Source organism: Affinundibacterium flavidum (assembly GCF_014284175.1).
Classification (GTDB): Bacteria; Pseudomonadota; Gammaproteobacteria; order Burkholderiales; family Burkholderiaceae_D; genus Undibacterium; species Undibacterium flavidum.
On sequence record NZ_JACOGA010000008.1, the window covers coordinates 212,806 to 237,237 of the forward strand.

Annotated in this window: 19 protein-coding genes; 8 read left to right on the top strand and 11 right to left on the bottom strand. The window is 46.6% G+C overall.

The genetic code is table 11. The features are described 5' to 3' along the window. Positions 1-108: 108 nt before the first annotated feature. Positions 109-1,395 (bottom strand): Glu/Leu/Phe/Val family dehydrogenase, encoded by a 1,287-nt coding sequence (locus tag H8K55_RS10325; protein WP_186942011.1) that lies wholly within the window; start codon positions 1,393-1,395, stop codon positions 109-111. A gap of 569 nt (positions 1,396-1,964) precedes the next feature. After that, positions 1,965-4,526, bottom strand: coding sequence for a DUF1631 family protein (locus tag H8K55_RS10330; protein ID WP_186942012.1), 2,562 nt, complete (start codon positions 4,524-4,526; stop codon positions 1,965-1,967). 524 nt (positions 4,527-5,050) lie between these two features. Between H8K55_RS10330 and H8K55_RS10335 the strand changes: the two genes are divergently transcribed. From H8K55_RS10335 to dxs, 3 genes are read left to right on the top strand one after another with little or no spacing between them, the layout of a single operon-like run. Then, on the top strand, positions 5,051-5,308 hold the full coding sequence (locus tag H8K55_RS10335) for an exodeoxyribonuclease VII small subunit (protein WP_186942013.1): 258 nt from the start codon (positions 5,051-5,053) through the stop codon (positions 5,306-5,308). Next, the gene (locus H8K55_RS10340) at positions 5,305-6,192 is read left to right on the top strand and encodes a polyprenyl synthetase family protein (RefSeq protein ID WP_186942014.1); all 888 of its coding nucleotides are present in this window, start codon (positions 5,305-5,307) and stop codon (positions 6,190-6,192) included. The genes H8K55_RS10335 and H8K55_RS10340 overlap by 4 nt, the downstream gene beginning before the upstream one ends. 2 nt (positions 6,193-6,194) lie before the next feature. Continuing rightward, a complete protein-coding gene (gene dxs, locus H8K55_RS10345) occupies positions 6,195-8,039 on the top strand; it encodes a 1-deoxy-D-xylulose-5-phosphate synthase (RefSeq protein ID WP_186942015.1) in 1,845 nt (614 codons plus the stop codon). Positions 8,040-8,107: 68 nt separating this feature from the next. Here the strand turns inward: dxs and H8K55_RS10350 are convergent, their stop codons facing one another. The 9 genes from H8K55_RS10350 to H8K55_RS10390 form a co-directional block, all read right to left on the bottom strand. After that, complete coding sequence (locus tag H8K55_RS10350) at positions 8,108-9,049, bottom strand: CysB family HTH-type transcriptional regulator (RefSeq protein ID WP_186942016.1); 942 nt, start codon at positions 9,047-9,049, stop codon at positions 8,108-8,110. An 8-nt stretch (positions 9,050-9,057) separates the two neighbouring features. Then, positions 9,058-10,140 (bottom strand): sulfate/molybdate ABC transporter ATP-binding protein, encoded by a 1,083-nt coding sequence (locus tag H8K55_RS10355; protein WP_186942017.1) that lies wholly within the window; start codon positions 10,138-10,140, stop codon positions 9,058-9,060. Positions 10,141-10,414: 274 nt separating this feature from the next. Continuing rightward, the gene (gene cysW / locus H8K55_RS10360; RefSeq protein WP_186942018.1) at positions 10,415-11,314 is read right to left on the bottom strand and encodes a sulfate ABC transporter permease subunit CysW; all 900 of its coding nucleotides are present in this window, start codon (positions 11,312-11,314) and stop codon (positions 10,415-10,417) included. After that, positions 11,314-12,168, bottom strand: a complete 855-nt coding sequence (gene cysT / locus H8K55_RS10365; protein WP_186942019.1) for a sulfate ABC transporter permease subunit CysT — start codon at positions 12,166-12,168, stop codon at positions 11,314-11,316. The genes cysW and cysT overlap by 1 nt, the downstream gene beginning before the upstream one ends. Positions 12,169-12,328: 160 nt before the next feature. After that, positions 12,329-13,189 (bottom strand): EAL domain-containing protein, encoded by an 861-nt coding sequence (locus tag H8K55_RS10370; RefSeq protein ID WP_186942020.1) that lies wholly within the window; start codon positions 13,187-13,189, stop codon positions 12,329-12,331. 191 nt (positions 13,190-13,380) lie between these two features. Further along, positions 13,381-14,613, bottom strand: coding sequence for a sigma-54 interaction domain-containing protein (locus tag H8K55_RS10375; protein ID WP_329605019.1), 1,233 nt, complete (start codon positions 14,611-14,613; stop codon positions 13,381-13,383). 547 nt (positions 14,614-15,160) lie between these two features. Further along, complete coding sequence (locus H8K55_RS10380) at positions 15,161-16,168, bottom strand: sulfate ABC transporter substrate-binding protein (protein ID WP_186942021.1); 1,008 nt, start codon at positions 16,166-16,168, stop codon at positions 15,161-15,163. A 245-nt stretch (positions 16,169-16,413) separates the two neighbouring features. Beyond that, positions 16,414-17,415 (bottom strand): cytochrome b/b6 domain-containing protein, encoded by a 1,002-nt coding sequence (locus H8K55_RS10385; RefSeq protein ID WP_230408558.1) that lies wholly within the window; start codon positions 17,413-17,415, stop codon positions 16,414-16,416. Positions 17,416-17,426: 11 nt separating this feature from the next. Beyond that, positions 17,427-17,966 (bottom strand): rhodanese-like domain-containing protein, encoded by a 540-nt coding sequence (locus tag H8K55_RS10390; RefSeq protein ID WP_186942022.1) that lies wholly within the window; start codon positions 17,964-17,966, stop codon positions 17,427-17,429. A gap of 725 nt (positions 17,967-18,691) precedes the next feature. Here H8K55_RS10390 and H8K55_RS10395 point away from each other — a divergent pair. The 5 genes from H8K55_RS10395 to H8K55_RS10415 all read left to right on the top strand — a co-directional run bounded on the left by H8K55_RS10395 (position 18,692) and on the right by H8K55_RS10415 (position 24,430). Continuing rightward, positions 18,692-21,010: a DUF1549 and DUF1553 domain-containing protein gene (locus tag H8K55_RS10395; RefSeq protein ID WP_186942023.1), complete on the top strand. Its 2,319-nt coding sequence runs from the start codon at positions 18,692-18,694 to the stop codon at positions 21,008-21,010. Between the two features lie 61 nt (positions 21,011-21,071). After that, positions 21,072-22,523 carry a DUF1501 domain-containing protein gene (locus H8K55_RS10400; protein WP_186942024.1) on the top strand — a complete coding sequence of 484 codons (1,452 nt, stop codon included), beginning with the start codon at positions 21,072-21,074 and terminating at the stop codon, positions 22,521-22,523. Between the two features lie 115 nt (positions 22,524-22,638). Beyond that, a complete protein-coding gene (locus tag H8K55_RS10405; RefSeq protein ID WP_186942025.1) occupies positions 22,639-23,019 on the top strand; it encodes a hypothetical protein in 381 nt (126 codons plus the stop codon). 2 nt (positions 23,020-23,021) lie between these two features. Continuing rightward, positions 23,022-23,756, top strand: coding sequence for a c-type cytochrome (locus tag H8K55_RS10410; protein ID WP_186942026.1), 735 nt, complete (start codon positions 23,022-23,024; stop codon positions 23,754-23,756). 56 nt (positions 23,757-23,812) lie between these two features. Beyond that, complete coding sequence (locus tag H8K55_RS10415) at positions 23,813-24,430, top strand: peroxiredoxin (RefSeq protein ID WP_186942027.1); 618 nt, start codon at positions 23,813-23,815, stop codon at positions 24,428-24,430. The last annotated feature ends 2 nt before the right edge of the window (positions 24,431-24,432 follow it).

Here is a 24,432-nt window from a genome sequence, read left to right on the forward strand (position 1 = left end):
TTGATTCTCGGGATGCTGTGCTAGGCGCTTCCCGCAGCAATACCCAAGTATTGCGAGGACAAGCAACAACGCACAGCGCCCGAAAATCAAATTTATCGCCGCGCTCAATTAAGGGTAGAGACCTCTGACTTCCCGCGCTTGCAATACACGCGTACAACCAATAATAAACGCCGCAGTACGCAGAGACACTTTCTTGTCTTCTGTGACATGCCATACTGAATGGAAGGCTTCTTTCATGATGCGGGTCAAGCGATTATTGATTTCGTCTTCTGTCCAGAAATAACTGGAGAAATCTTGCACCCATTCAAAATAAGAAACCGTCACACCACCAGCATTTGCGATCACGTCTGGTACGACTAACACGCCACGATCACGCAAGATATCATCAGCTTCTGGTGTAGTTGGGCCGTTTGCACCTTCAAGGATAATTTTGGCTTTGATCTCATTCGCGTTCGCTTCGGTAATTTGTTGCTCCAACGCGGCTGGGATCATGATGTCGCAATTGACTGACCAGAACTCATTGTTCGGCAATACGGCTTCTATGCCTTCGAATCCAGCCACGCTGCCGTGTGCTGCCACGTGATCCAACAGTTTTGGAACATCCAAGCCATTTGAGTGGAAAATCGTGCCACCATGATCTTGTACTGCGACGACTTTGGAACCGGCTTCGGCGAACAAACGAGCGGCAATACCACCGACATTACCAAAACCTTGCACCGCGATTTTTGCACCAGCGATGGTCACGCCTTTTTTTGCAGCAGCTTCGCAACCGACCACAAAAACGCCACGACCTGTTGCTTCACGACGCCCCAAACTGCCACCGAGAGAAATTGGCTTGCCTGTGACCACACCAGTTGCGGTACGGCCTTCGTTCATGGAGTAGGTATCCATCATCCACGCCATAGTCTGTTCATTGGTGTTGACGTCTGGTGCAGGAATGTCTTTGTCCGGGCCAATGATAATGCCGATTTCTGACGTATAACGACGCGTCATGCGCATCAATTCACCACGTGACAGCGTCTTAGGATCAACACGGATACCACCCTTAGCGCCACCGTAAGGAACATTCACTGCGGAGTTTTTAATCGTCATCCAAGCTGACAACGCCATTACTTCCGACAAAGTCACGTCTTGATGAAAACGCACGCCGCCTTTACCAGGGCCACGAGAGGTATTGTGCTGTACGCGATAACCTTCGAAGTGGGCAATCGTGCCGTCATCACGTTCGATAGGTACATCCACCACCAAAATACGCTTAGGACGTTTTAAAGTTTCGACCCAGCGTGACAAGCTGCCGAGGTAAGGCGTTACGCGGTCGATTTGTTCCAGATAAACATTCCAAGGACCTGTCGCATGTGGGGTCAGGTAGGAAGGGATTTGATGATTACTAGACATGGTAAGTCTCGCTTATTTTGGTAAATTTCGGGTAAATCTTCTTGGGGTTAAATTCTTATATTTGACTGCATTCGGCACTGGAAAAAAATTTGCACCGAGCCCATCAAAGGCAGCGAATCTTAAGGCAAATCTTTGCACGCCCTCCAATGCTTTGTTTGCATTCAACTATGCGCGAAATGCATAATATTTATTTTCACTACTTATTTCGCTACCTAAATGGTCATTTTTTAGTCTTTATCCGAATGAGGATTTATGCCTTGCAAAAACTAACAAGAATCAAGCCCCATAAGACTTTCGAGCGAATTGTGGAATGTGTTAAATGTGATTTTGAGGCAGGAGTGGGGAGGAAATCTCTAGATGCTAGAAAAGAGAATTTTTCTTGAGCTGGCACAAGCCTTCAGACATTTTCAGTACTGAATCTTTATGTGTAAGGTTGGAGATTGGAAATCGGAAAAGAAAAAATCACTTCATCCAAGCCTGTTGTCTGTAAACCTTACGGCCACCCGACGGAGCGGGTATGTGAGAAACGAAAGCGCAAAGAATCAATCGACAAACAAAAAACTGGCGATTTAAGCAGGAACTGCCTCTGGCTCTGATATTGATTTGGGGTGATTCAAAGCTTCTAGCAAAGCTTTATCGACGACATGATCAACGGACACCACCGTCGCACGTCCATCGCGGAAATTTCTTTCTAGCTCATCGACTGCTACCGAGAATGATTTCTCTTTTTGACTAGAAGTAAAAATAAACAGGCTGCGCATGGGGCTAACCCAAGCTAACCTCACTTTTTGTAAAGTGTTGTCTAGTTTGCGGAACTGCACCCAAACGCCGCGTTCCAGACCAGCGACCGTGGTGGCAGCTTCTTCGATCGCCCGCTCAATCTTCGCGACTATCGATTCTTGACTAATTTCTGGCGTTGGCGCTGCAGGTTTCGCTTTATTTTGCGCCTGTGCTTGCTCTTCACCAGGAACAGTATCAGCCTCGTTCACGACTTCAGCATTGTCAGTTGCAACAGTTGCTTTTGCTTGTGCTTGGGCTTGTGCTTGAGCTTCTTCCAAGGCTTTTTGTTCCGCATCGGCTTTGGCTTTTTCTAATTCCTGAGCGACCAAGCGCATTTTTTCAGCTTCTTCAGCCTGCGCTTTCGATTTCGCCTCGGCCTCTGCTTTTGCGCGTTTTTCTAAGCGGCGTTCGGTGGCAATCTTGGCGGCTTCTACCGCGATTTCCATCTGGCGCTCTGGAGACAATTCTAACGGTGCACGTACGATGGACGCATGGCATTCAGCCAGATCGGCAAAAAATTGCACGCGATCTGCATCTTCCCATTTGATCAGACTTAACCATTTGTTCAGGCGTGCCAATATGCCGGGCAAGCGATTGATCATGTCTTGTCGCTGCGCCAGTGTCATCTTTGGTTTGATACTCCAGATCAAATCATCCATGGTCTTGATCGCATCTTCAACTGCGTGTGGCTTTTGATCTTGTACGCTATAGGCAAGCGTCAATACTTTAGTCCAACGATGCTCTAAGAATGTCTCAACAAATGCCATTACCTCACCCGTACCTATGCGCATAGAGATGTCATTAGTAGCGGAAATACTGGCTTGTTTAAATTTCTCCCTTTGCAGTGCACGATTAATCGGCGCTTGCAAAGCTTCTATCGTTGCGGCTTCCTCTTTCTTAATGAAATTTTCAAGGTCGGTGACAACTTCATCGAATAAATCTAACTGCTGATCAAATTCTTTTTGTACGCGTATAACATTGCGCTGCATCTCCTGAAATAATGGATCGTTCTGACCTTTTTCAGGATCTAACTCAACACTGTATTTCGACAATAAGTCGATCAAGCGGCGTGCCGGATGCGCATCTTGGAAGAAAAAATCTTTATCAATTAAAGCCGCCTTCAACACCGGCACTTGCAGTGCACTAATGAGCTCTTTAATCGGGTCAGCAATTTCATGATTGCTCAAAACACCGTCAAACACATGCGACATCAAATCAAAAGTATGCTTCTCGACGCCGCTATGAAACATCGATGGCATTTCTTGGCGCAAATTCGACAAGCGCATAGCTTGTTGAGCGCCCGATACCAATTGATGTATCGCCATGTTTTTCTGGACACCCGCCAGATATTGAAACAGCTCTGAATTAGCGGGCTGAAAACTAGCCGATGAATTGGGGAAATGCATTCCACCCATTGCTTGCGACATCGCCGCACCAGAGCCTGCCATTCCGGCAGAACCGGCACCACCACTACTACCGCCACCACCGCCGCCGAGTCCACTTCCACCGCCCATGCCACTGACGCCACCAGAGCCACCAGATGGCACACCAGATTGCTCGGAGAAATATTGTTCAAGTTTTTTGGTGACTTCGTTTTTAACCACTTCGCCCACACGCTCAGCTTCGGCACTCGCCTGCTTACGTTTCATGCGGTAGGATTCTTGCAAATCGGGCAGGACACCACGAACCACCAATAACTCATTTAATGCTTGATACACAGGTCCTAAATCAAAAATCAGATCACTGAGCATAGGCAATACATAGTCGTGTGCTGATTTTTCAGGATTGAACTCACACCAAGCAGCGTTGAGTACACGCAAAAAAATCTCAGGCCTAAATGGGTTTTGAACCAAATTAATTGTTTCTACATCCAACAAGCTGGCCAAGCGCATGTTCAACGCAGCCAAACTTTCGGCATGATCCAACTCCAGAGAACGACTCGCACGGCTGATACTGAGCTTCAAATCCATCTCTTCGTAAGAGACGAGCGTCATGCCTTCATCGGACAAAGCAATGGGTGCTTTTTTTTCCGGGCTGCGGATCACTGCAGCTTCACTCTTCAGCGTTTTTTCCAGTATGCCGGAACAAAGATAGTAATAAGTATACGTACTGTTTTTCAGTAATTGCGCACCGTGAAAATACAGAGCGGCTTCTTTTGCGTCACTAGCTTCTTCGGATTTTACAAATAAGGCATGCGATAAGCGCGCCGCAAATGCGTCGATCTGCAGAGCGGTCAATTGATAGGCGTGTTGTACCAAGGCTTGCCAAGTATCCAGCTTTTCCAATGAAATTGGCGCTTTGACCTTAGGATTCCCCTCGACTTGCTTTCGATGTGCTTGGTTTTTGGACATACAAGAATTTTAACAACACTAAGCTGATGAGTAATTACTCGACTAGCAACAATACAAGAATACAACAATACAATAATCAAATAGCTATTGGGACAATTTCGGCAATTTCGGCAATTTCGGCAATTTATTAAGTTTCAGCAATCACGATTTTATTCACAACTATATTCACGGCTATATTTACGACTATATTCAAATTATTTCCACATGGAAATGTTCGAAACGCAATTCCGCTCATTTTTTGAGCATATTTTTGGATTTTTCTTGGCTTTTTCTTGTTTTGGATTCGATTTTCTTATGCAAATAATATTTTTATTTTGATTTTCATATCGAACTACAGCGATATATTTACTTTACCCGATTTCGCACGCGCACTTCCTCAGATTTCTTTGTGCTACTTTGCAATTCATAACAAGTAGTAGGATAACTCCACACAGCCAGTCCCTTTGCTCTAAAATACAGGGTTTTCGAGGATCGCTGGCTAGTCTTCATTTGCCGCTCCTGCAATCTACCGTGCATACTACTCTATGTCAAAGAAATTACCGTCTAATTCCACACCAAATTCGTTCGAAAGTGCGATGGCCGAACTGAGCGAATTGGTATCACAAATGGAAACTGGCCAACTTCCTTTGGAAGCTTCCATCACCGCTTACCAACGTGGCTCTGACCTGATCAAATATTGTGCTACCCAATTAGAAAAAGTTGAACAACAAGTCAAAATCCTCGATGCCGGCATGTTGAAACCTTTCGCGACAGATACCAGCAATTCTGAGGATCAGGCATGAGTAGTCAATTTCAGACATGGATGAAATCCATACAAGCCGATGTCGAAGTTGCCCTCACCAACTATTTACCCGCGCTGAACCAAGAACCGCAAACCTTACATGAAGCCATGGCGTATGCGGTATTAGACGGTGGTAAACGCGTTCGTCCCTTATTGGTATTTGCAGCAGGCAAATTGTTCGAAGCACCTACAGAATTATTATCCCGTGCCGCCTGCGCAGTCGAAATGATTCATGCCTATTCTTTGGTACATGATGACATGCCTTGCATGGATGATGATGCACTTCGTCGTGGCAAACCTACCGTTCATAAGAAATATGACGAAGCGACTGCCTTATTAGTGGGTGATGCCTTACAGGCACAGGCATTTTTAGTGCTTAGCGAAGCACAAGCTTGTGCAGATCACAAGCTGCCCATGTTGCAATTATTAGCACAGGCTTCAGGTTCAGTCGGTATGTGTGGCGGTCAGGCAATTGATTTAGCCAGTGTGGGTAAGGCTTTAAGCCTGCCTGAATTGGAACAAATGCACAGACTAAAAACTGGCGCATTACTACGTGCTTCGGTGTTGCTGGGAGCGATGAGTGGTAAGCGACTTACTGCAGAAGAAATCAGCGCGCTCGATCACTACGCACGTGCGATTGGCCTTGCGTTTCAAGTCGTCGATGATGTCCTTGACGCGACTGCTGATTCGGCGACTTTAGGTAAAACCGCTGGCAAAGATGCTGCTGATAATAAGCCGACCTATGTCTCACTTTTAGGTTTAGAGGCTTCGCGCCAGTTAGCAGATCAGCTATGTAAAGACGCCCATCAAGCCTTATCCCCATTTGGAGAATCCGCCCAGCATCTGCATGATTTAGCAGATCTCATCGTTCAGCGGAAAGCATAAACATGTCCCTATTATCTACGATCAATTCCCCCGCCGACCTGCGTCAACTCAACCGTGCGCAATTAAGCGCGCTGGCAGACGAATTACGCCAATATGTGATTGACTCAGTATCAAAAACTGGCGGTCATTTATCCTCAAATCTGGGCACAGTTGAACTCACTATCGCACTGCATTATGTGTTCAATACTCCCGAAGACCGATTAGTGTGGGATGTGGGTCATCAAACCTATCCGCATAAAATTCTCACTGGCCGACGCGACCAGATGCATAGCTTACGTCAGCTTGATGGGATTTCCGGCTTTCCGCGCAGAGTAGAAAGTGAATACGATACCTTTGGTACTGCGCATTCATCGACTTCGATTTCTGCGGCGCTCGGCATGGCATTAGCCGCGCGTACCAAAGGTGAATCACGTCATGCTGTTGCGATCATCGGTGATGGTTCTATGACTGCTGGTATGGCGTTCGAGGCTTTGAATAATGCGGGTGTCTATGATGACATCAACATGCTGGTCGTGCTCAACGATAACGATATGTCGATTTCGCCACCCGTCGGTGCTTTGAATCGTTATCTGGCGCGCCTGATGTCTGGCAAGTTTTATGCAGCAGCGCGTAATGTTGGCAAATCCGTTTTGCCATCGCCTATGCTAGAACTAGCACGTCGTTTTGAAGAACATGCCAAAGGCATGATCGTGCCCGCGACCATGTTTGAGGAATTTGGCTTCAACTATATTGGGCCTATCGACGGACATGATCTGGAATCTTTAATTCCTACGTTGCAAAATATCAAGAATCTAAAAGGCCCGCAATTTTTGCATGTGGTAACGAAAAAAGGTCAGGGCTATAAGCTCGCGGAAGCTGATCCGATTTTGTATCATGGCCCCGGCAAGTTCAATCCAGCCGAAGGCATCAAACCTGCCGCCGCACCAGCTAAGAAAACTTACACGCAAGTATTTGGTGATTGGCTGTGCGATATGGCCGCTGCCGATGACAAGCTGATCGGCATTACGCCAGCGATGCGCGAAGGTTCGGGCATGGTGGAATTTGAACAGCGCTTTCCTAAGCGTTACTACGACGTCGGCATCGCTGAACAACACTCCGTCACGTTTGCGGGTGGCATGGCGACCGAAGGAATGAAACCGGTAGTCGCCATTTACTCAACCTTTTTACAACGCGCTTATGATCAATTGATTCATGATGTCGCCTTGCAAAATCTGGATGTCACCTTCGCCTTAGATCGCGCTGGTTTGGTCGGTGCCGATGGTGCGACGCATGCAGGCAATTACGATTTAGCTTATCTGCGCTGCATTCCCAATATGGTAGTAATGGCAGCTAGTGATGAAAATGAATGCCGCCAAATGCTGACAACCGGTTACAACTATCCGGGTCCAGCGGCGATTCGCTACCCGCGTGGGGCTGGTATAGGCGCCACAATCGAAACTGCCTTAACGGAACTTCCTTTAGGTAAAGCAGAACTCAAACGTCAGGGCAAAAAAATCGCGATTCTGGCATTTGGCTCTATGGTGCATCCGGCCTTAACGGCGGCAGAATCACTCGATGCCAGCGTGGTCAATATGCGCTTTATCAAACCGATAGATCTGGACATGATTAAAGAGATGGCGGCAAGTCACGAAGCACTAGTCACGATAGAAGAAGGCTGTGTGATGGGCGGTGCAGGCTCGGCTGTCGCCGAGGCATTGGCAGCGGCAAATATCAGCAAGCCGCTATTGATACTAGGATTGCCAGACAAGTTTGTTGATCACGGCGATCCAGCACTCCTGTTAGCGCAGTGCGGCTTGAATGCAGAAGGTATAGAAGCATCCATTCGTCAACGCTTCACTACAATGTAACCGAAGTTCTCGTTAGCTATCCATGCCGTCAATACCTGTGCAGGTACTGGCGGCATTTCTTTTATAGCCTAAACTTCTTGTTCCGCCAAAGCAGCACGAATGTCTTCACGACTTAAATCTGGTGCAAATTTTTGAATGAAGTCGAAAGTATAGGCACGCAGATAGGCACCACGACGCACTGCCAATCTAGTCACATTCGATTGGAATAAATGACTCGCAGAAATCGTGCGCAAACCTTGCGCACGTTGATTCTCATTCCCAGATTCAATCGCCATCGAAGCGACCAAACCGACGCCTAAACCAAGCGCTACATATTGTTGAATAACGTCAGAATCCATCGCAGTTAATACGATATCAGTACGCAAACCCGCGCGCTTAAATGCATCATCAATATGGCCACGCCCGGTAAAACCAACATCGTAAGTAATCAAAGGAAATTTCGCGAGATCTTCTAAACTTAATTCCGCATGTGCTAATAAGGGATGGCCGTCTGGCACTACGACCACGTGATTCCATTCATAGCAAGGGAAAGACACTAAGTCCTTAAATGCCGACAAACCCTCAGTCGCAATACCGATATCCGCTTTACCTGATAAGACCCATTCGGCAATATGCTCGGGCGCGCTTTGTTGCAAGGCTATGCGCACTTCGGGAAATGCTAAACGAAATTGCTGTACGACTTTCGGCAGCACATAACGTGCTTGAGTATGCGTAGTCGCAATCGCTAAAGTGCCGCGTGCCTGATCCGAATAATCATTGCCAGCCTGACGTAAATTCTCGGCTTCTAACAATAATCTTTCTATGATGGGCAAAATGCCCTTACCTGGCTCAGTCAATCCAGTTAAGCGTTTGCCGTTACGTTCAAAAATATCGACACCTAACTCTTCTTCCACTTCGCGAATCTGACGACTCACGCCAGGTTGCGACGTGTATAAAACATTTGCCACTTCAGTGAGGTTATAACCACAACGGCAAGCTTCGCGGATGGAGCGTAATTGTTGGAAATTCATAATCTGTCCTAAGCCAACTGGCTTTCAATGTGGTTTTCAACAAATACGTGCAGGCGACGTGGTTTCACAATCAAGGCTTCGCCCACTTGTAAATTTAAATGCACAGCACGCTCGCTCGTAATCATCGCTTCTAAGACCTGACCATTATCTTCCCGCACCAATTCCAACTGCGCCAATGGGCCTATGCCATGCACGCGTCGCAATTTCACGACCAAGCCAGTCGCGCCCGCCGTGTAGCGGTCGATATCGAGCTCATGCGGACGCACATAACCAGTCCCGACCGCATCGCGGGTATCGGCATGACCCGGCGCATCGAATGCAACACCATCGGCATCGAGTATGCCTTCATGCACGCGACCATGAAACAGATTCACGTTACCCAAGAATCCATACACAAACGGCGTCGCCGGGTGTTGGTAGACTTCATTCGGTGCACCAACTTGTTCGACTTTGCCATGATTCATCACCACGATTTGATCGGCAACTTCCAAAGCCTCTTCCTGATCATGCGTGACAAAAATACTGGTGACATGCAATTCGTCATGCAAACGACGCAACCAACGGCGCAGTTCTTTACGCACTTTCGCGTCAAGCGCACCGAAGGGTTCATCCAACAACAAGACCCGCGGCTCAACTGCTAAGGCGCGTGCTAAGGCAATACGTTGGCGTTGTCCGCCAGACAGTTGCGGCGGGTAACGATCCGCTAACCAATCGAGTTGCACTAGCTCCAGTAACTTGGTGACTTTTTCTTTGATCTGCGCTTCAGATGGACGTAAATGACGTGGTTTCACACGCAGGCCAAAAGCGATATTTTCAAAGATCGTCATGTGTTTAAACAGCGCATAATGCTGAAACACAAAACCTACCTGGCGCTCACGCACATGCTGATTCGACGCGTCTTCACCATCGAGCAAAACCTGACCACTATCGGCATACTCCAAACCAGCAATAATCCTCAGCAAAGTCGTCTTACCACAACCAGATGGTCCCAACAGTGCAGTTAATTCGCCATTCGGAAAATCTAAAGACACTTTATCTAAGGCAGTAAAATTGCCGAAGCGTTTTTGCAATTGATTGACAGCGATGCTCATGGTTTTTCCAATCTTCCAAATTTTTTCAAAAACGTACACACTTACTCTCTTCTCCAGCTAGCGAAAGAAGCTGGAGAAGGGTTTGAGATGAGGAGCGTCAAGTAAGTCAATTGACATTTCATCTGCATATACTAGATAGAGCCACGGGCATTAAATAAGCACTAAATAGGCATTTCGCCAATCTGAACCGCCCTCACCCCAACCCTCTCCCGCTCACGGGAGAGGGAGTTTTGTCCTTACATCCGCCGATCGCTTGCGAGAGAGGCACTAACTGCTACTCTTGCGGAATACGCTGACGCGACTCGTCAGTTTTCCATTCCACTATCGTCTTCAATGCCAAGGTCACTAAGGCCAACAGAGTCAGTAAAGACGCTACAGCAAACGCGGCGGTGAAGTTATATTCGTTATACAAAATCTCGACTTGCAAAGGCATGGTATTAGTCTCACCACGAATATGACCTGACACGACCGACACCGCGCCGAATTCGCCCATGGCACGTGCATTACATAGAATCACGCCGTACAACAAACCCCACTTGATATTAGGCAAAGTCACGTGCCAAAAGGTCTTCCAGCCTGAAGCGCCGAGCACGAGTGCGGCTTCTTCTTCCTCGCTCCCTTGCGCCTGCATCAAAGGAATTAATTCGCGGGCGACAAACGGGAAGGTGACAAAAATCGTGGCTAACACAATCCCGGGCACCGCGAATAAAATCTTAATATCATGTGCGCGCAACCACTCGCCAAACCAACCTTGGGCACCAAATAGCAAGACATAAATCAAGCCAGAAATCACGGGCGATACCGAGAACGGCAAATCGATCAAAGTCAGCAAAACATTCTTGCCACGAAATTCAAATTTCGCAATCGCCCACGCTGCAGCCACGCCAAACACGAGGTTGAGTGGCACCGCAATGGCGGCGGAAATCAAAGTCAATTTAATCGCTGACAGCGCGTCTGGTTCTTGGATTGCTGTCAGATAGGTTTCCCAACCTTTGCGTAAAGCTTCTGAGAATACAGCCACTAAAGGCACGAACAAAAACAGCGTTACAAAAGCCAATGCCAATACAATCAATATGACTCTGACCCAAACTGGCTCCATCGTCGCTTGCAATTGCAATGGCGGTTCGATTCGTTTTTGTGACGCTGATGCGTTAGCGTTGCTTGTGCTGACCATTATTCTCTCCCCGCAGTTTGACGACGGCGCGTCCACGCTTGCAAACCATTAATCGCCAATAACAAAATGAAAGAGATAATCAGCATCACCACCGCAATCGCCGTCGCTCCCGCATAATCATATTGCTCCAATTTGGTGATCATGAATAAGGGCGTGATTTCAGAAATCATGGGCATATTGCCTGCAATAAAAATCACTGAGCCATATTCACCCGTTGCACGCGCAAAGGCGAGCGCAAAGCCAGTCAAGACCGCCGGAAGTATGGTCGGAAAAATGACCTTGATGAAGGTTTGCCAATGACTTGCGCCGAGGCTGATCGCCGCCTCTTCTAATTCTTTTTCGGCTTCTTCCAAGACTGGCTGTACGGTACGCACGACGAAGGGCAGACCAATAAAAATCAAGGCGACTAAAACGCCTAAAGGTGTATAAGCGACTTTAATGCCCCAAGGCGCAAGCAGTTTGCCGATCCAGCCATTCGGCGCATATAAGGTCGCTAAGGTAATTCCCGCCACGGCTGTCGGCAAAGCAAACGGTAAGTCAACAAAGGCATCAATCAAACGCTTGCCCGGAAATTTATAGCGCACCAATACCCACGCCAGGATGCCGCCGAAAATGACATTAATGAAAGCGGCCAGCAAAGAGGCGCCAAACGTCAGGCGATACGATGCCATCACGCGTTCGGAAGTCACGGTGTGCCAGAAGGCATCCCAGGTCATCGTGAAGGTCTTGAAAAACACCGCTGAGAGTGGAATCAAGACAATGAGGCCCAGGTAAAATATGGTAAAGCCCACTGACAGACTAAAGCCAGGAATGACTCGCCGTGCTTTTGCCCGATTGCTGGAGAAAAATGCCATGTGATGCCTTTATTACTGATATGACTAAGAGAGTCACATCATTACATAGGCGTGTTATATGGAAAACGATTTTTTCTGCATTTCTTTATCTGTTTTAAGAATATGCTGCCTTGGTAATGCATAAATCTAGCGGGCATTACCACCAATTGTAAATTGCAGATTACAAGGGGAGCGCGAGTATGGCATCACTAGCAAGCCCTAATTCCTTAGGCTTAGCAAGGAATCGCGTCGGTGTGTCAGATTTCGGCAGGTCGAAGAAATAGCCTTGCACCAGGAAGGGCGATGTTCCATCGTAGTATTCTTGCAAAGATAAATACGATTGCTCGGTTTCTATCTTGCGCACCACAATCTGTGTGCCTATCTCTGCCGCATTTTTTAACAGATGTTGAAAATTCCTAGCTTCATTCACCAAGCCGACATCTAACTTAATTGAAGCCGGACGGATACGTATTAATAAATCATGCGCTTCATCTAAACTACCCGCATTGGCACCAATCCTAAAACCATTTCTACGATAGTTCTCCGCTACGTGACTCAATACCCATCGCTGGCTGGGCGTAATTCTCGGCAACTGTAAGATCACTTTTTGCTGCGGCAACTCCAAACTCTCCAGAACACGTCTGAATGCGGCTCCGTGATTACCTGCGACCGCAACTAATAGGCGATTGTGCACGGTCAAATAAAGGTCTTTCACCGAGTTATCTAACTGTTTGAAATAATTGATCGTGTGTAGCAAGCGACATAAGCGATCGAGTTCAACCGACTCTTCATCACTAGCAATATTTTCTAGCAGTTTCCAAATACTCAACCCGGGTTCTTCATTCGACACGCTGCGCGCATAGGCCTCGCAGGCTTTTACTTCTAGCGTATTTGCAGAACATATGGTTTGATAAACACTAGCAAGTCGCGCATGGAAAAATCGACCATGCACCCGCCCATCTTCATCAAAATAAAGATTCGTGTTAGCGGGTAGTTTGTTTTGTAAATGCTGAATATAGCGAGTTAATGCGGGATAGTTCATAAATGTAAGTCAGAATGTGAATCATGACTTAAGCATAGGGGCAAGCACAGATTTTGATAAGGAATCGTTTCGCGCAAGCTTATTCTGAGAAAAGATATCGCCATTTTCAGTGGAGAAAAGCCCACTCAAAAGCTTGAAGTTGCTTGAAGATGAGCGGGCTTACTGTCCTGCAAATATTACTATTTTAGCGGCTATACCAATTCAACTTCTTCCGTATTAGCGATGTGAATTTCAGGTTCTTTTCCTTCTTGTCCGATTAAGCCATAACGCTTCAAGTAGGTGCGCAATATGTTGCGGCTAATGCCCAAGACCTTGGCGGTTTGCACCTGATTATCCTTACACTTGGCAAACGCGATGCGAATCAAAGATTGCTCTACAGTGTCCAATAAACTGACTTGTTCGTTCTCGATCAAACATGCTATCAGTTGCTCGATTTGTTGCAGCGGATGTAGCTCTGCACCGATATGATCAGACGCAGCATCCGCCACGGCTGGTTCACTTTCTACAGATGCGTTTGGACGCTGTTCGTCCAGTTCAGCGTCGCGCACTGCAGGAAGAGAATCAGGCACGCTTCTAGCAGAGTCCGCACGCACTGGCACGGATCTTCCCCGGCTACGATGTAGCGCGCCGACCAAGCGTAAATCATCGGCTTCAATAATATTATTCCGGCAGACGATCAAACTATAGTGCACCACATTTTCAAGTTCTCGAATATTGCCCGGCCATTCATAAGCCAACAAAGCGGACTCAGCTTCGCTCGACAAACTGACCCGATTCACTTGTAGTCGTTCACTATAGATTTCAATAAAGTGTCGTGCTAAAGGCAAGATGTCGCCGGGCCTATCGCACAAGGGTGGCAGGTCAATTGTCGCCACACTGAGACGATAGTAAAGATCCGAACGAAAGCGGTCAGCCGCAATTGCTTTTTGCAAATCTACGTTGGTCGCCGCAACCAGCCGCACGTCAAGCGCGACAGGCCGACGTGAACCAATTCTCACGACTTGTCGCTCTTGCAGTACGCGCAGTAATTTCACTTGCAAAGCGAGCGATAAATCGCCGACTTCATCCAAAAATAAAGTACCTCCATTCGCGGCCTCAAACCATCCAGAACGTGCTTGATTAGCGCCGGTAAATGCGCCGGACTCGTGTCCAAATAATTCAGCATCGATCAAGGTTTCGCTAAATGCCCCGCAGTTGACGGCGATGAAGGGACCTTTACGTCCACTGGAAGTATGAATATGTCTGGCGATCAATTCTTTACCAGTACCGGTTTCACCGATGATCAAAGCAGTTGCGTCCGAGCGTGCGATACGTTCGACTTGCTCCAATAATTCCGATGATCGCTGATCATGAAATAACATTGCCTTAGCCCGTATCGATAAAGGGCTGCCGCTCGATTCAGGAAAAGTAAGGAGTTTGTTCACGGATAAATTCTCGTCTGACGTTGATAAATTAATGTTGCTAATTGAGTGTTACTAAATGAGTGTTACTAAATGAGTGCTAAGCAATTACGACTGATGCCGTGCAGACACCCATAGATTCGGGCAAACATTTTTCGAAACTATAGGCCTTGTGGATGTACAGGCCGGTACGAAAAACAAAGTGATGTTAATCAGGAAGAAATTGTAAGCATCCTTTTTTCTCTATACTTTTCTCGATTTCTGCGAGATCAGGGTGCTTACAGTTACTACTTGATGTCCGGCGATTTTTCAGCGTTTTTTCAGAATTTTTTTACAGCTTTGTTTGTAATTTCGTTCACGCCTCAAGCAAAGCACAGTTCGCATATGAAACACAGTAAACCTGCGTAAAGAAAATACCGGTTTACTATGTTCCAGATACTCAGGGAGCCTCATACTGCACTCCCTATCTTAGCGAAATTTTTTCAAATATCGTCTAGTGTGGTGTGTATTAATGCGTTGGGTAGGTTCAGTGTATTTATTCCACCGACAGACCTACCTGTACGACAAAAAATTATTTCGCTTGGTAGATCTGATCGAATGAACCGCCATCTGCGAAGTGATCTTTCTGTGCTTTTGTCCAGCCACCGAATACGTCGTCGATCTTAAACAAATTCACTTTACCGAATTGACCAGCATATTTTTTCGCTGCTTTTTCGGAAATCGGGCGATAGAAATTCTTACCGATAATGTCTTGCGCTTCATCTGTGTACAGATAATTCAAATAGCCTTCTGCCACTTTACGCGTACCACGTTTGTCGACAGTTTTATCAACCACAGCCACTGGTGGCTCTGCCAAGATACTCAATGGAGGTGTGATGATTTCAAACTTATCGGCACCGAATTCTTTCAATGCCAGATAGGCTTCATTTTCCCAAGTGATCAAAACATCACCCAAACCGCGCTCGGCGAAAGTCACCGTCGAACCACGTGCACCTGAATCTAACACCGGTACGTTTTTATACAAGTTTTTGACGAAGTCTTTAGCAGTCGCTTCGCTACCGCCTTTTTGTTTTAAAGCATAACCCCAAGCCGCCAAGTAATTCCAGCGAGCACCGCCAGAAGTCTTAGGATTTGGTGTGATGACTGAAACACCTGGTTTGGTCAAATCATTCCAATCTTTCACACTCTTTGAATTCCCTTTGCGCACCAGGAAAACGATCGTGGATGTGTAAGGAGAAGAGTTATGCGTCAAGCGTTTTTGCCAATCTTTATTCAACAAAGATTTCTCTGCCACTGCATCAATATCATAGGCCAAAGCCAGCGTCACCACATCCGCGTCCAAGCCATCAATCACGGCGCGTGCTTGCTTGCCAGAGCCACCATGTGATTGCTTGATCGTGACATTGTCACCGGACTTCGCCTTCCAATACTTCGCAAACGCACCATTCACTTCTTGATACAGTTCGCGAGTTGGATCATAAGAGACATTCAATAAGCTCACATCTGCGGCTAAAGCAGACACTGCCAATACACTACTGACTGAGAGCGAAGCCGCTAATACTAATTTCTTCAAATTCATAATTTACTTTCTAGTCTTATTCAAAATATTGATGGATACAAATAGCGGATACAGATAACGGATACAAATAAAGGATAAAAATACCTGCTGTTCACTGTCAGCGAACTAGCCAAAATCGGTGTTGAGAACTGCGAGGCAAGCAAGCAAATTTCTCGACAGGATTGAGAATACTGGTAAAGCTTTAAAACCAGAACTAATCATTTCTTCGTTCTTTATATGATTTTCTTCTAGTTAAGCAAATCTCACTACCAAGCAGGCGCTGGCGCAGGCTTTTGCACGTTGTCTTGTAAGTTCGACGATGACACTGCGGGGGCAACCACAAGTTCAGCCTGAGTGCGCGTACCAAAACCGCTACTCGCGCCATAAGCGACTGCAATGGCAAGCGCAAGTGATACAGCAAGTGCGACAGTGTGCCGACGCTGTCCGCGACGCTCATTCTGTTCCTCAATATCTTCAAAGGCAGACTCGGCTGGAACCTGCTCGACCCCAGTAATCATGGGAGTGAGCAGATTTTTACGCTTCACTACGCGATAGAAAATAATCGCCACAATATGCAAAGCGACCAATCCTAATACGATGTTCGAGAGTTGATGATGTAGTCCAGTCAAACGAACAGCTAGTTCGGTGTCTATTAGATGTGCCAGCGGTCCAGTAAAACTAATTTCGTCGTCGGTCAGCAATCCACCTCCAGCCTGCAGCGCTAAAAGTCCGAGTAAAGCAAACACCGAAATGGCGCCTAGTGGATTATGCCCTCGCGCCTTCCAACTACCCTGCAAATAGCGTCGAAGTTTGGAAGGTGTAGGAAAGAATTGTGCAAAACGTGCGTATTTACTTCCCGCAAATCCCCACGCCAAACGAAAACTGAGCAAGCCCAAGATAGCAAATCCTGCCTTGCCATGTAGTGTCATCCACTCCCCCCCCAGCTTCGCACTCACGACCGCCACCAGCACCGCTATCACCAATGTCCAATGGAAAATACGAATCGGCAAATCCCATAAGGGCATCGCTAAAAAATTTCTAGTAGCATTTCTATCTATAGATAAAATTGCTGCTGAAGACACAACAGGAACAGCAGGCACAACAGCCGTCGCCACCGAAGTACGCGACAATTGCAGTGGTTCCTGTAATGTCGATTCTTGATCGAAGTCTTGTGCAAAATTGAACGTCAAATTTTCAGCAGAACTTTCAGCAGCGTTTTGAGCAGTTTTTTTAGCTGGGGGTTTAGCAAGGGCGCGTGAGCTTGGCATAATGAAATCCTCTACTTCGGATTCGCAGCACTCGCCTGCGCAGTTGCAGCATTGGTGCTAACGGCAGCCGTTGGATTGCGTGGTGGCGGAGGCGTAATACGTGCAATTTTTCCACCCTGATCTTCGTAATCGAGACTACCGGCAGCACCCGCTACTTTATAACCTTTGGCAGTCAACAAATCACCAGCTGCGCCAGCACGATGCGCTCGATTCGAGACGGTAATAATCGTGCGATCTTTGGGAATCAGATCCAGGCTCTTTTCCAAGTCAGCTAGCTGTATGCTTAAATAAACGGGAAAACTACCATTCTTAATTAACTCATCGGGGCGACGCACATCGATCACCACGATTTGTGATGGATAAAAAAACAGAGCATCGATTTCATTTCTTTGCAGCTGACGCGTTTTGTATTCCCATGGTGGTGCAACATAGGGTTTTGCTGCCGCGGTTGGTGCGCTTGAACTAGCCGCTGGTGCAGCGGATTGCTGAGCATGCGCCAAATTTGCCGCAAACAAAGTGGCAATCGCTAATAGTTTGAATGAGTTTTTCATTGGATGTTCTTTCTCAAAAATTGAAGGAATAAGATGTGTACCGGAGTGCTCGACTCAAAGCTTAACTGGTACCTCAACACTCCCATCAGCAACAAATATGCCAAGAAATAAGTACATCCAATACTTCACGCTTAAAGCAAATTACTCATAGAGAGAAGCTGCGCTATCTGGATTTGATCGGCTTAAACGCTCCGGCAAAAAAGTTGAAAAAAGTTGAAATCGGATCACCCCAACTGCTTGAATTTCAACAGTCGATTAAACAGTCAATTACATTGCGAATAAAAAAGAAGTACAGCTGCTGCAAATTCAACATGAGCTGACATCACCACAATCAACAGAGAGTCTGTTGCGCATGCCACAGTTGCCATAATGCGCTGATCATTCTGCAACAGTTGATCCCACAAGCACTGCACTCCTGCCCCCTTCACCTTGAAATTTTTTGACGTCAAAATCAACAATAAAATATTCACAATCAATAACTTAGGCAAGAACTTCAAATAGAAAAATCAGCGCCACGAGAAGCTGGCGCGCTCCTTGCTATTACTGTTCACGAAGAACGAAATATTGCTGTGCTGATGTCTTTTCAACAGTCGCGAGGCTGGCAAAAGTTAATCAGGAAATCGCTTAAAGATCATCCTGCTCGACACCAGAAAAGAAAAATCTGTAGCACAACTAGTCATACCTTTAGCAAACAAGTTTAGCAAGCAAATAATGGGAGCCCACCAATGAAAAAGAAAGTGATTTATCTCGCCGTACTCTTGAGTCTGTCAGCCCTTGCGACAGGTCAAGACAAAAAAGATGCGCCAAGCAATGCAAAAAGTAATGCTGGTGCTAACAACAAAGCCTGGGCTTACACCGAAGTTAAAGCGCCAGAAATTCCAGCGGTAAAACAAAAAGCGTGGGTGCGCAATCCGATTGATGCTTTCGTCTTAGCTAAACTGGAAAATGCCAAACTCAAACCGTCACCCGAAACAGATCGTGGTACGTATATTCGTCGTGCGACTTTAGATGCCTGGGGTATTTTGCCTACAGTAGAAGAAGTGCGCGCCTTTGAAAATGACAAAACACCGAACGCTTATGAGAAGTTAGTTGATCGTTTATTGGCATCGCCTCACTTCGGCGAACGTCAGGCGCGTCGTTGGTTAGATCTGGCACGCTATGCTGATAGCGCTGGCTTCCAGAATGATAATACACGTCCCAACAATTATCGCTATCGCGACTATGTGATCAACGCGTTTAATCAAGACAAACCGTTCAATCAGTTTGTACTCGAACAAGTCGCAGGCGACGAACTATATCCTGACAGCCAAGACGCCAAGATCGCTACGGGCTTCTTAGCAGGCTATCCAGATAACAGCAATTCACGCGATCTGGTGCAACGCAAATACCAAATCGCCACCGACATGACTGATCTGGTAGGAGAAACCTTTCTCGCCTCTACCATCGGTTGCGCACGCTGCCACAATCACAAGGCTGATAAAGTCAGTCAGAAGGAATACTTCCAGTTGCAAGCCTTCTTCTCGAATACACAATTCGACGAACGCGTACGCTTAACTAAAGGAACGGAAACCGAAGCCGATAAGGAGTTCGCCAAAGCCCAAGCGGAATACAATGAATTAACGAAAGATATTCGCGCCAAGCAAAGAGCAATTTTGGATACGGTACGTGCTGAGGGTCGTAAATATCATAACGAACGTTATCTGACGGATAGTCGCGATTCTATTTTTAAACCAGAAAAAGAATGGAACGCTTTAGATCGTTGGGTCAACTTCCGTAAAGATGCAGTCGCCACGGAACAAGACATCGTCGCTTATTTGCGTATTTCAGCCGAAGATAAAGGCACGACGGAATATAAAGAAGAAAACGCAGCAAAATACAAAGAGTACCAAAAACTCACCGCAGATCTGCGCAAATTTGATAAATTCCGGCCGACTAAAGGTGGCTCTAATTTCTACACAACTGCAGTAGAAATCGGCAAAGATCCTATTCCTACGCAATTACGTTTTGGCGGCATACATGAGCGTCCATTAGAAACAGTAGAACCAGGTCTGCCAGCATTATGGGCAGGCGATTACAAACCAGAAATCAGCACCAGCAAAAACGGTACAGGTCGCCGTGCTGCTTTGGCAAATTGGTTGGTCAGTGAAAAAAATCCTTTAACAGCACGAGTCTATGTCAATCGTGTCTGGGCGCAGTTATTTGATAAGGGTATCGTTAGTACCGTACAAGATTTTGGTCGTGCTGGTACCAAACCTACGCATCCAGAGCTAATCGACTACCTGGCCAGCAATTTTGTCAAAAATGGCTGGAGCGTCAAAAAACTGCAACGTGATATTTTGCTCTCTAGCGTCTATCGTCAAGCGTCGTCAGAGCGTCTCGATGTAGTAAAAGCAGATCCTGAAAACAAGTTGCTGGCAGTGTACCCACGTAAGCGTCTCGATGCTGAAGAAATCCGTGATTCTTTACTGTATGTTTCTGGAAAATTAGAAAACAAAATTGGTGGCCCTGCAGTCTTTCCGCCAGTACCATCTAGCTTAAATGCAGGCAATCAATGGGAAGTATCAAAGGACGAAGCTGATCACAATCGCCGCAGTATTTACGTGTTTGTACGTCGTAGTATTCCTTATCCATTAACACAAGCTTTTGATCCAGCGAATCCATCCAATCCACATCACAAACGTGAAGTGACGACCACACCTTTGCAAGCTTTGGCGCTATTTAACAGTGACCTGGTCAGTAACTGGTCACAGGCCTTAGCAGGAAAAATTATCACTGCGGCTGGTAAAGATGAAAACGCACAACTCGATCAATTGTATGTGACCTTATTTGCGCGTAAGCCAAACAAAGACGAACGCAATGTCTTGAAACAATTCTTAGATAACCAAGAAAAAGTCATTCAAGAACGTACCTGGACCGGCAAGTTTGAAGTTGCGGTACCAACCGGTTTGAAGCAAGGCATACAAATTAATCCTGTACGCGCTGCCGCCTTCGTTGATCTGGTGCATACCGTATCGAACTCGAATGATTTCGCTTATCGCTTTTAGTCGCTTTTAATCTATACAGCCCTATTCAATTTACATTATTTTCATCATCTGAAAGACAATTATGACTAACAATACACGTCGCGATTTTCTCTTGAAATCTGGTCTCGGTTTAAGTGGTGCCGCTCTCGCTGGCTTAACGCCAGGTTTGGGTTTAAATGTTGCTACTGCCGCAGAACTGGCCGACCCTCTAGCCCCAAAAGCACCACATCATGCAGCAAAAATTAAATCTGTGATCTGGCTACATCAAAACGGCGCACCAAGCACTTTAGATCTATACGATTACAAACCAGAATTGATTCGCCTCGCAGGTCAAGATGTACCAGCGTCCTTTTTAAAAGGCATCAAAACCAGTACGCAAGGCGGTGTCGGTAAATTATATGCATCAAATCGCACCTGGAAGCAGCACGGCGAGAGTGGTGCCTGGTTCTCTGATCTGGTACCCAATATCGCTAAACACGCGGACAAGATGACGTTCATCAAATCCAGTGTCACGGTAGGCGCGACGCACGACATCTCTATTTTGAAACTGAATACAGGTGATCTCAGTCCTGGCCGCCCAGCTTTAGGTTCATGGATTAGTTATGCATTAGGTTCTGCCAATCCAGATCTGCCACCTTATGTTGTCCTCTACAGCGGTGACCGTGAGCCTTCCGCTGGCGGTGTGAACTGGGCTTCCGGCTTCTTGCCGGCTGTGTATCAAGGTACGGCCTTCCGTCCTGGCAATTCACCCATTTTGTACTTAGATCGTCCTGATGTCCGCACGGCCAATCAACAACGCAGCTCACTCGATTTACTGAAAAAACTGAACGGCTTAGGTGCAGAGAAATTCCCTAACGACACCGAATTGAAAGCACGCTTACGTTCTTACGAACTCGCAGATCGTATGCAAGTCGCAGCACCAGAAGCGGTCGATCTGAGTAAAGAATCTGAAACCACGCGCGCCGCTTATGGTTTGAATGAAGAGATCACTTCTGGCTACGGAACCACCTTGCTGCGCGCACGTCGCTTAGTCGAACGTGGTGTGCGTTTTGTCCACGTGGTCACTGGTGTCCCTTCAGGTCAAACCGAAGTCACAGGACAAAACGTCTGGGATGCGCATGACAATCTGGAAAAGAATCACGGCATCATGGCGAAAGCGGTCGACAAACCTATCGGCGCCTTACTGGAAGATTTGAAACAACGCGGTTTACTCGACACGACTTTAGTCGTCTGGACCTCCGAATTTGCCCGCACTTCTTACGGTCAAAGTGGCAATGGTCGTGACCATAATCCTTGGGGCTATACACAGTGGATGGCAGGTGGCGGCTTGAAAGCAGGCTTCACCTATGGCGAAACCGATGCCATCGGTCTGCAAGTAGCGGATAAAGAAAAAGCTGTTGATACCTATGATCTCCACGCCACTATTTTGCAATTAATGGGCTTGGATCACTTGAAGACGACCTTCCTTAACAATGGACGCTCTGAACGCCCTACTGTGGTCTACGGCAAAGTCATTACTGACATTCTTGCCTAGGGCAAAGAGGTAAAAGCAGTAAGAGAAAACGAAGTACGAAAAATTTGGGCGTCTCAGATCAGGAGCGCCCACTTTTCTTTTGGTCTCTGACCATGATTCAAATTGTGATTAATTTATGCGTAAAGTTTTAGTTGGATTATTCGTATTAAGTAGCTTGATTGCGGGTGTCTGTTTTGCCGACGGTGATCTGGACATGGATCTGATGCAAAACATTGAAGACTTGAATAAAAGTTTGTCTTCTAATTTGTCCTTAAAAGATGCTAAGGCATCGACCGCCGATGCCAAGGAGCTCAATCGCCTTTTCATTACGGTTGAAGAACACTTTGTCAAACGGGGCGATGCACAGAATGCCGTGGATTTATCCAAAAAAAGTAAGGACTTAACCGTGGAAATTATCACCGCGGTCAGCGCAAATAAGTTTGATGCGGCCACCGATTCTGCCACCAGTTTGTCACGCACTTGCCGCACATGTCATACCTTCTACAAGAAAGAATAGACATGAGGTTTGGCCTACATTTTAGTTTGAAGCTTAATCGCGTAAGGCAATGGCAAGCCCTATCTTTTATTGTCGGTACTTTTTTCTTACTACCGCAAATCGTACTTGCGCAAAAAAAACAGGCGAGCACAAAAAGTAAAACGACTGCCAGCTTGCAAACTCTGCGTGTCGGCAACGCTGAAGCAGGTTTTGCTAAAGCGGAAAATGAGCGCTGCATGGAATGTCACGGCATCGATGGGCAAGGTCACGGCCATGTTGATGGTGCTGGCAAGATCGTTAAGTTTGCCAAACTAGCCGGGCAAGATGTCGCTTATTTGTTCAAACAAATCCAGGACTTTCGTAACGGCGCAAGGAAAGATGATTTTATGAAAATGATGGCCAACAGCATCAACGACGAAGATGCAACCGATATTCTTGCGTACTTCGCGGCACAAAAACCTATGCAGGCTGATACGAACCAACAGCTGCCCAACACTTTAGGTCAACAGCTATTTGAGCAAGGTGACAGTCAGCGCGGCATCGCCGCCTGTATCAGTTGCCACACTAAAACGACAAACGAAAAAGCTGTTGCACCACGTCTGCAGGGACAAGAGTGGCGCTATCTGCAAAAACAGATGCTGGACTGGCGTAGCGGTCAACGTCGCAATGATCAGACTGGTGTCATGAGCAAGCTATTACAGCCGCTGAAGGATCATGAAATCGATAGTTTGGCGAGCTATCTGTCAACAGCACAATAAATTTCTATCTGAAAAAAGTAGATCGAATTTCACAACATTTTTTGAAAGAGCACACAATGAAATCCATTTTCCATAAACCTGCATTAAGCGCTTCAGTGAGCATATTAGTGAGCACTATAGTCGCGTTAACAATCGCAAGCTCAGCCATCGCTGCACTGAAAGAAGGTCAGACAGCTCCCGAATTTACAACTCAGGCATCCTTCTCAGGTAAAGCTTATAGCTATTCCTTAAAAGAGCAATTAAAGAAAGGCACGGTCGTCGTTTACTTCTATCCATCGGCCTACACCAACGGTTGCAATATTCAGGCACATAGTTTCGCAGAGAGCGCCGAGAAATTTAAAGCGGCTGGTGCCAGCATCGTTGGCGTGTCGCTAGACAGTATAGAACGCTTAAATGATTTCTCGGCAGACCCCGATTTTTGCGCAGGAAAAATCTCCGTCGCTTCGGACGCAGATGGCAAGATCGCTAAATCCTATGAGTTGACCATTCGTGAAGCACAAGCGGGTCGCAAGGATAGTCGTGGTAAAGATTTAGACCATGGATTCGCAGAACGCACGACATTCATCATCACACCCGATGGCAAGATTAATGCCACGGTCGGTGGTGTATCGCCATTTGAAAACGTCGAAAAAAGCTTAGCCATCGTGCAAAAAATCGCTGCCAAAAAATCTTAAGG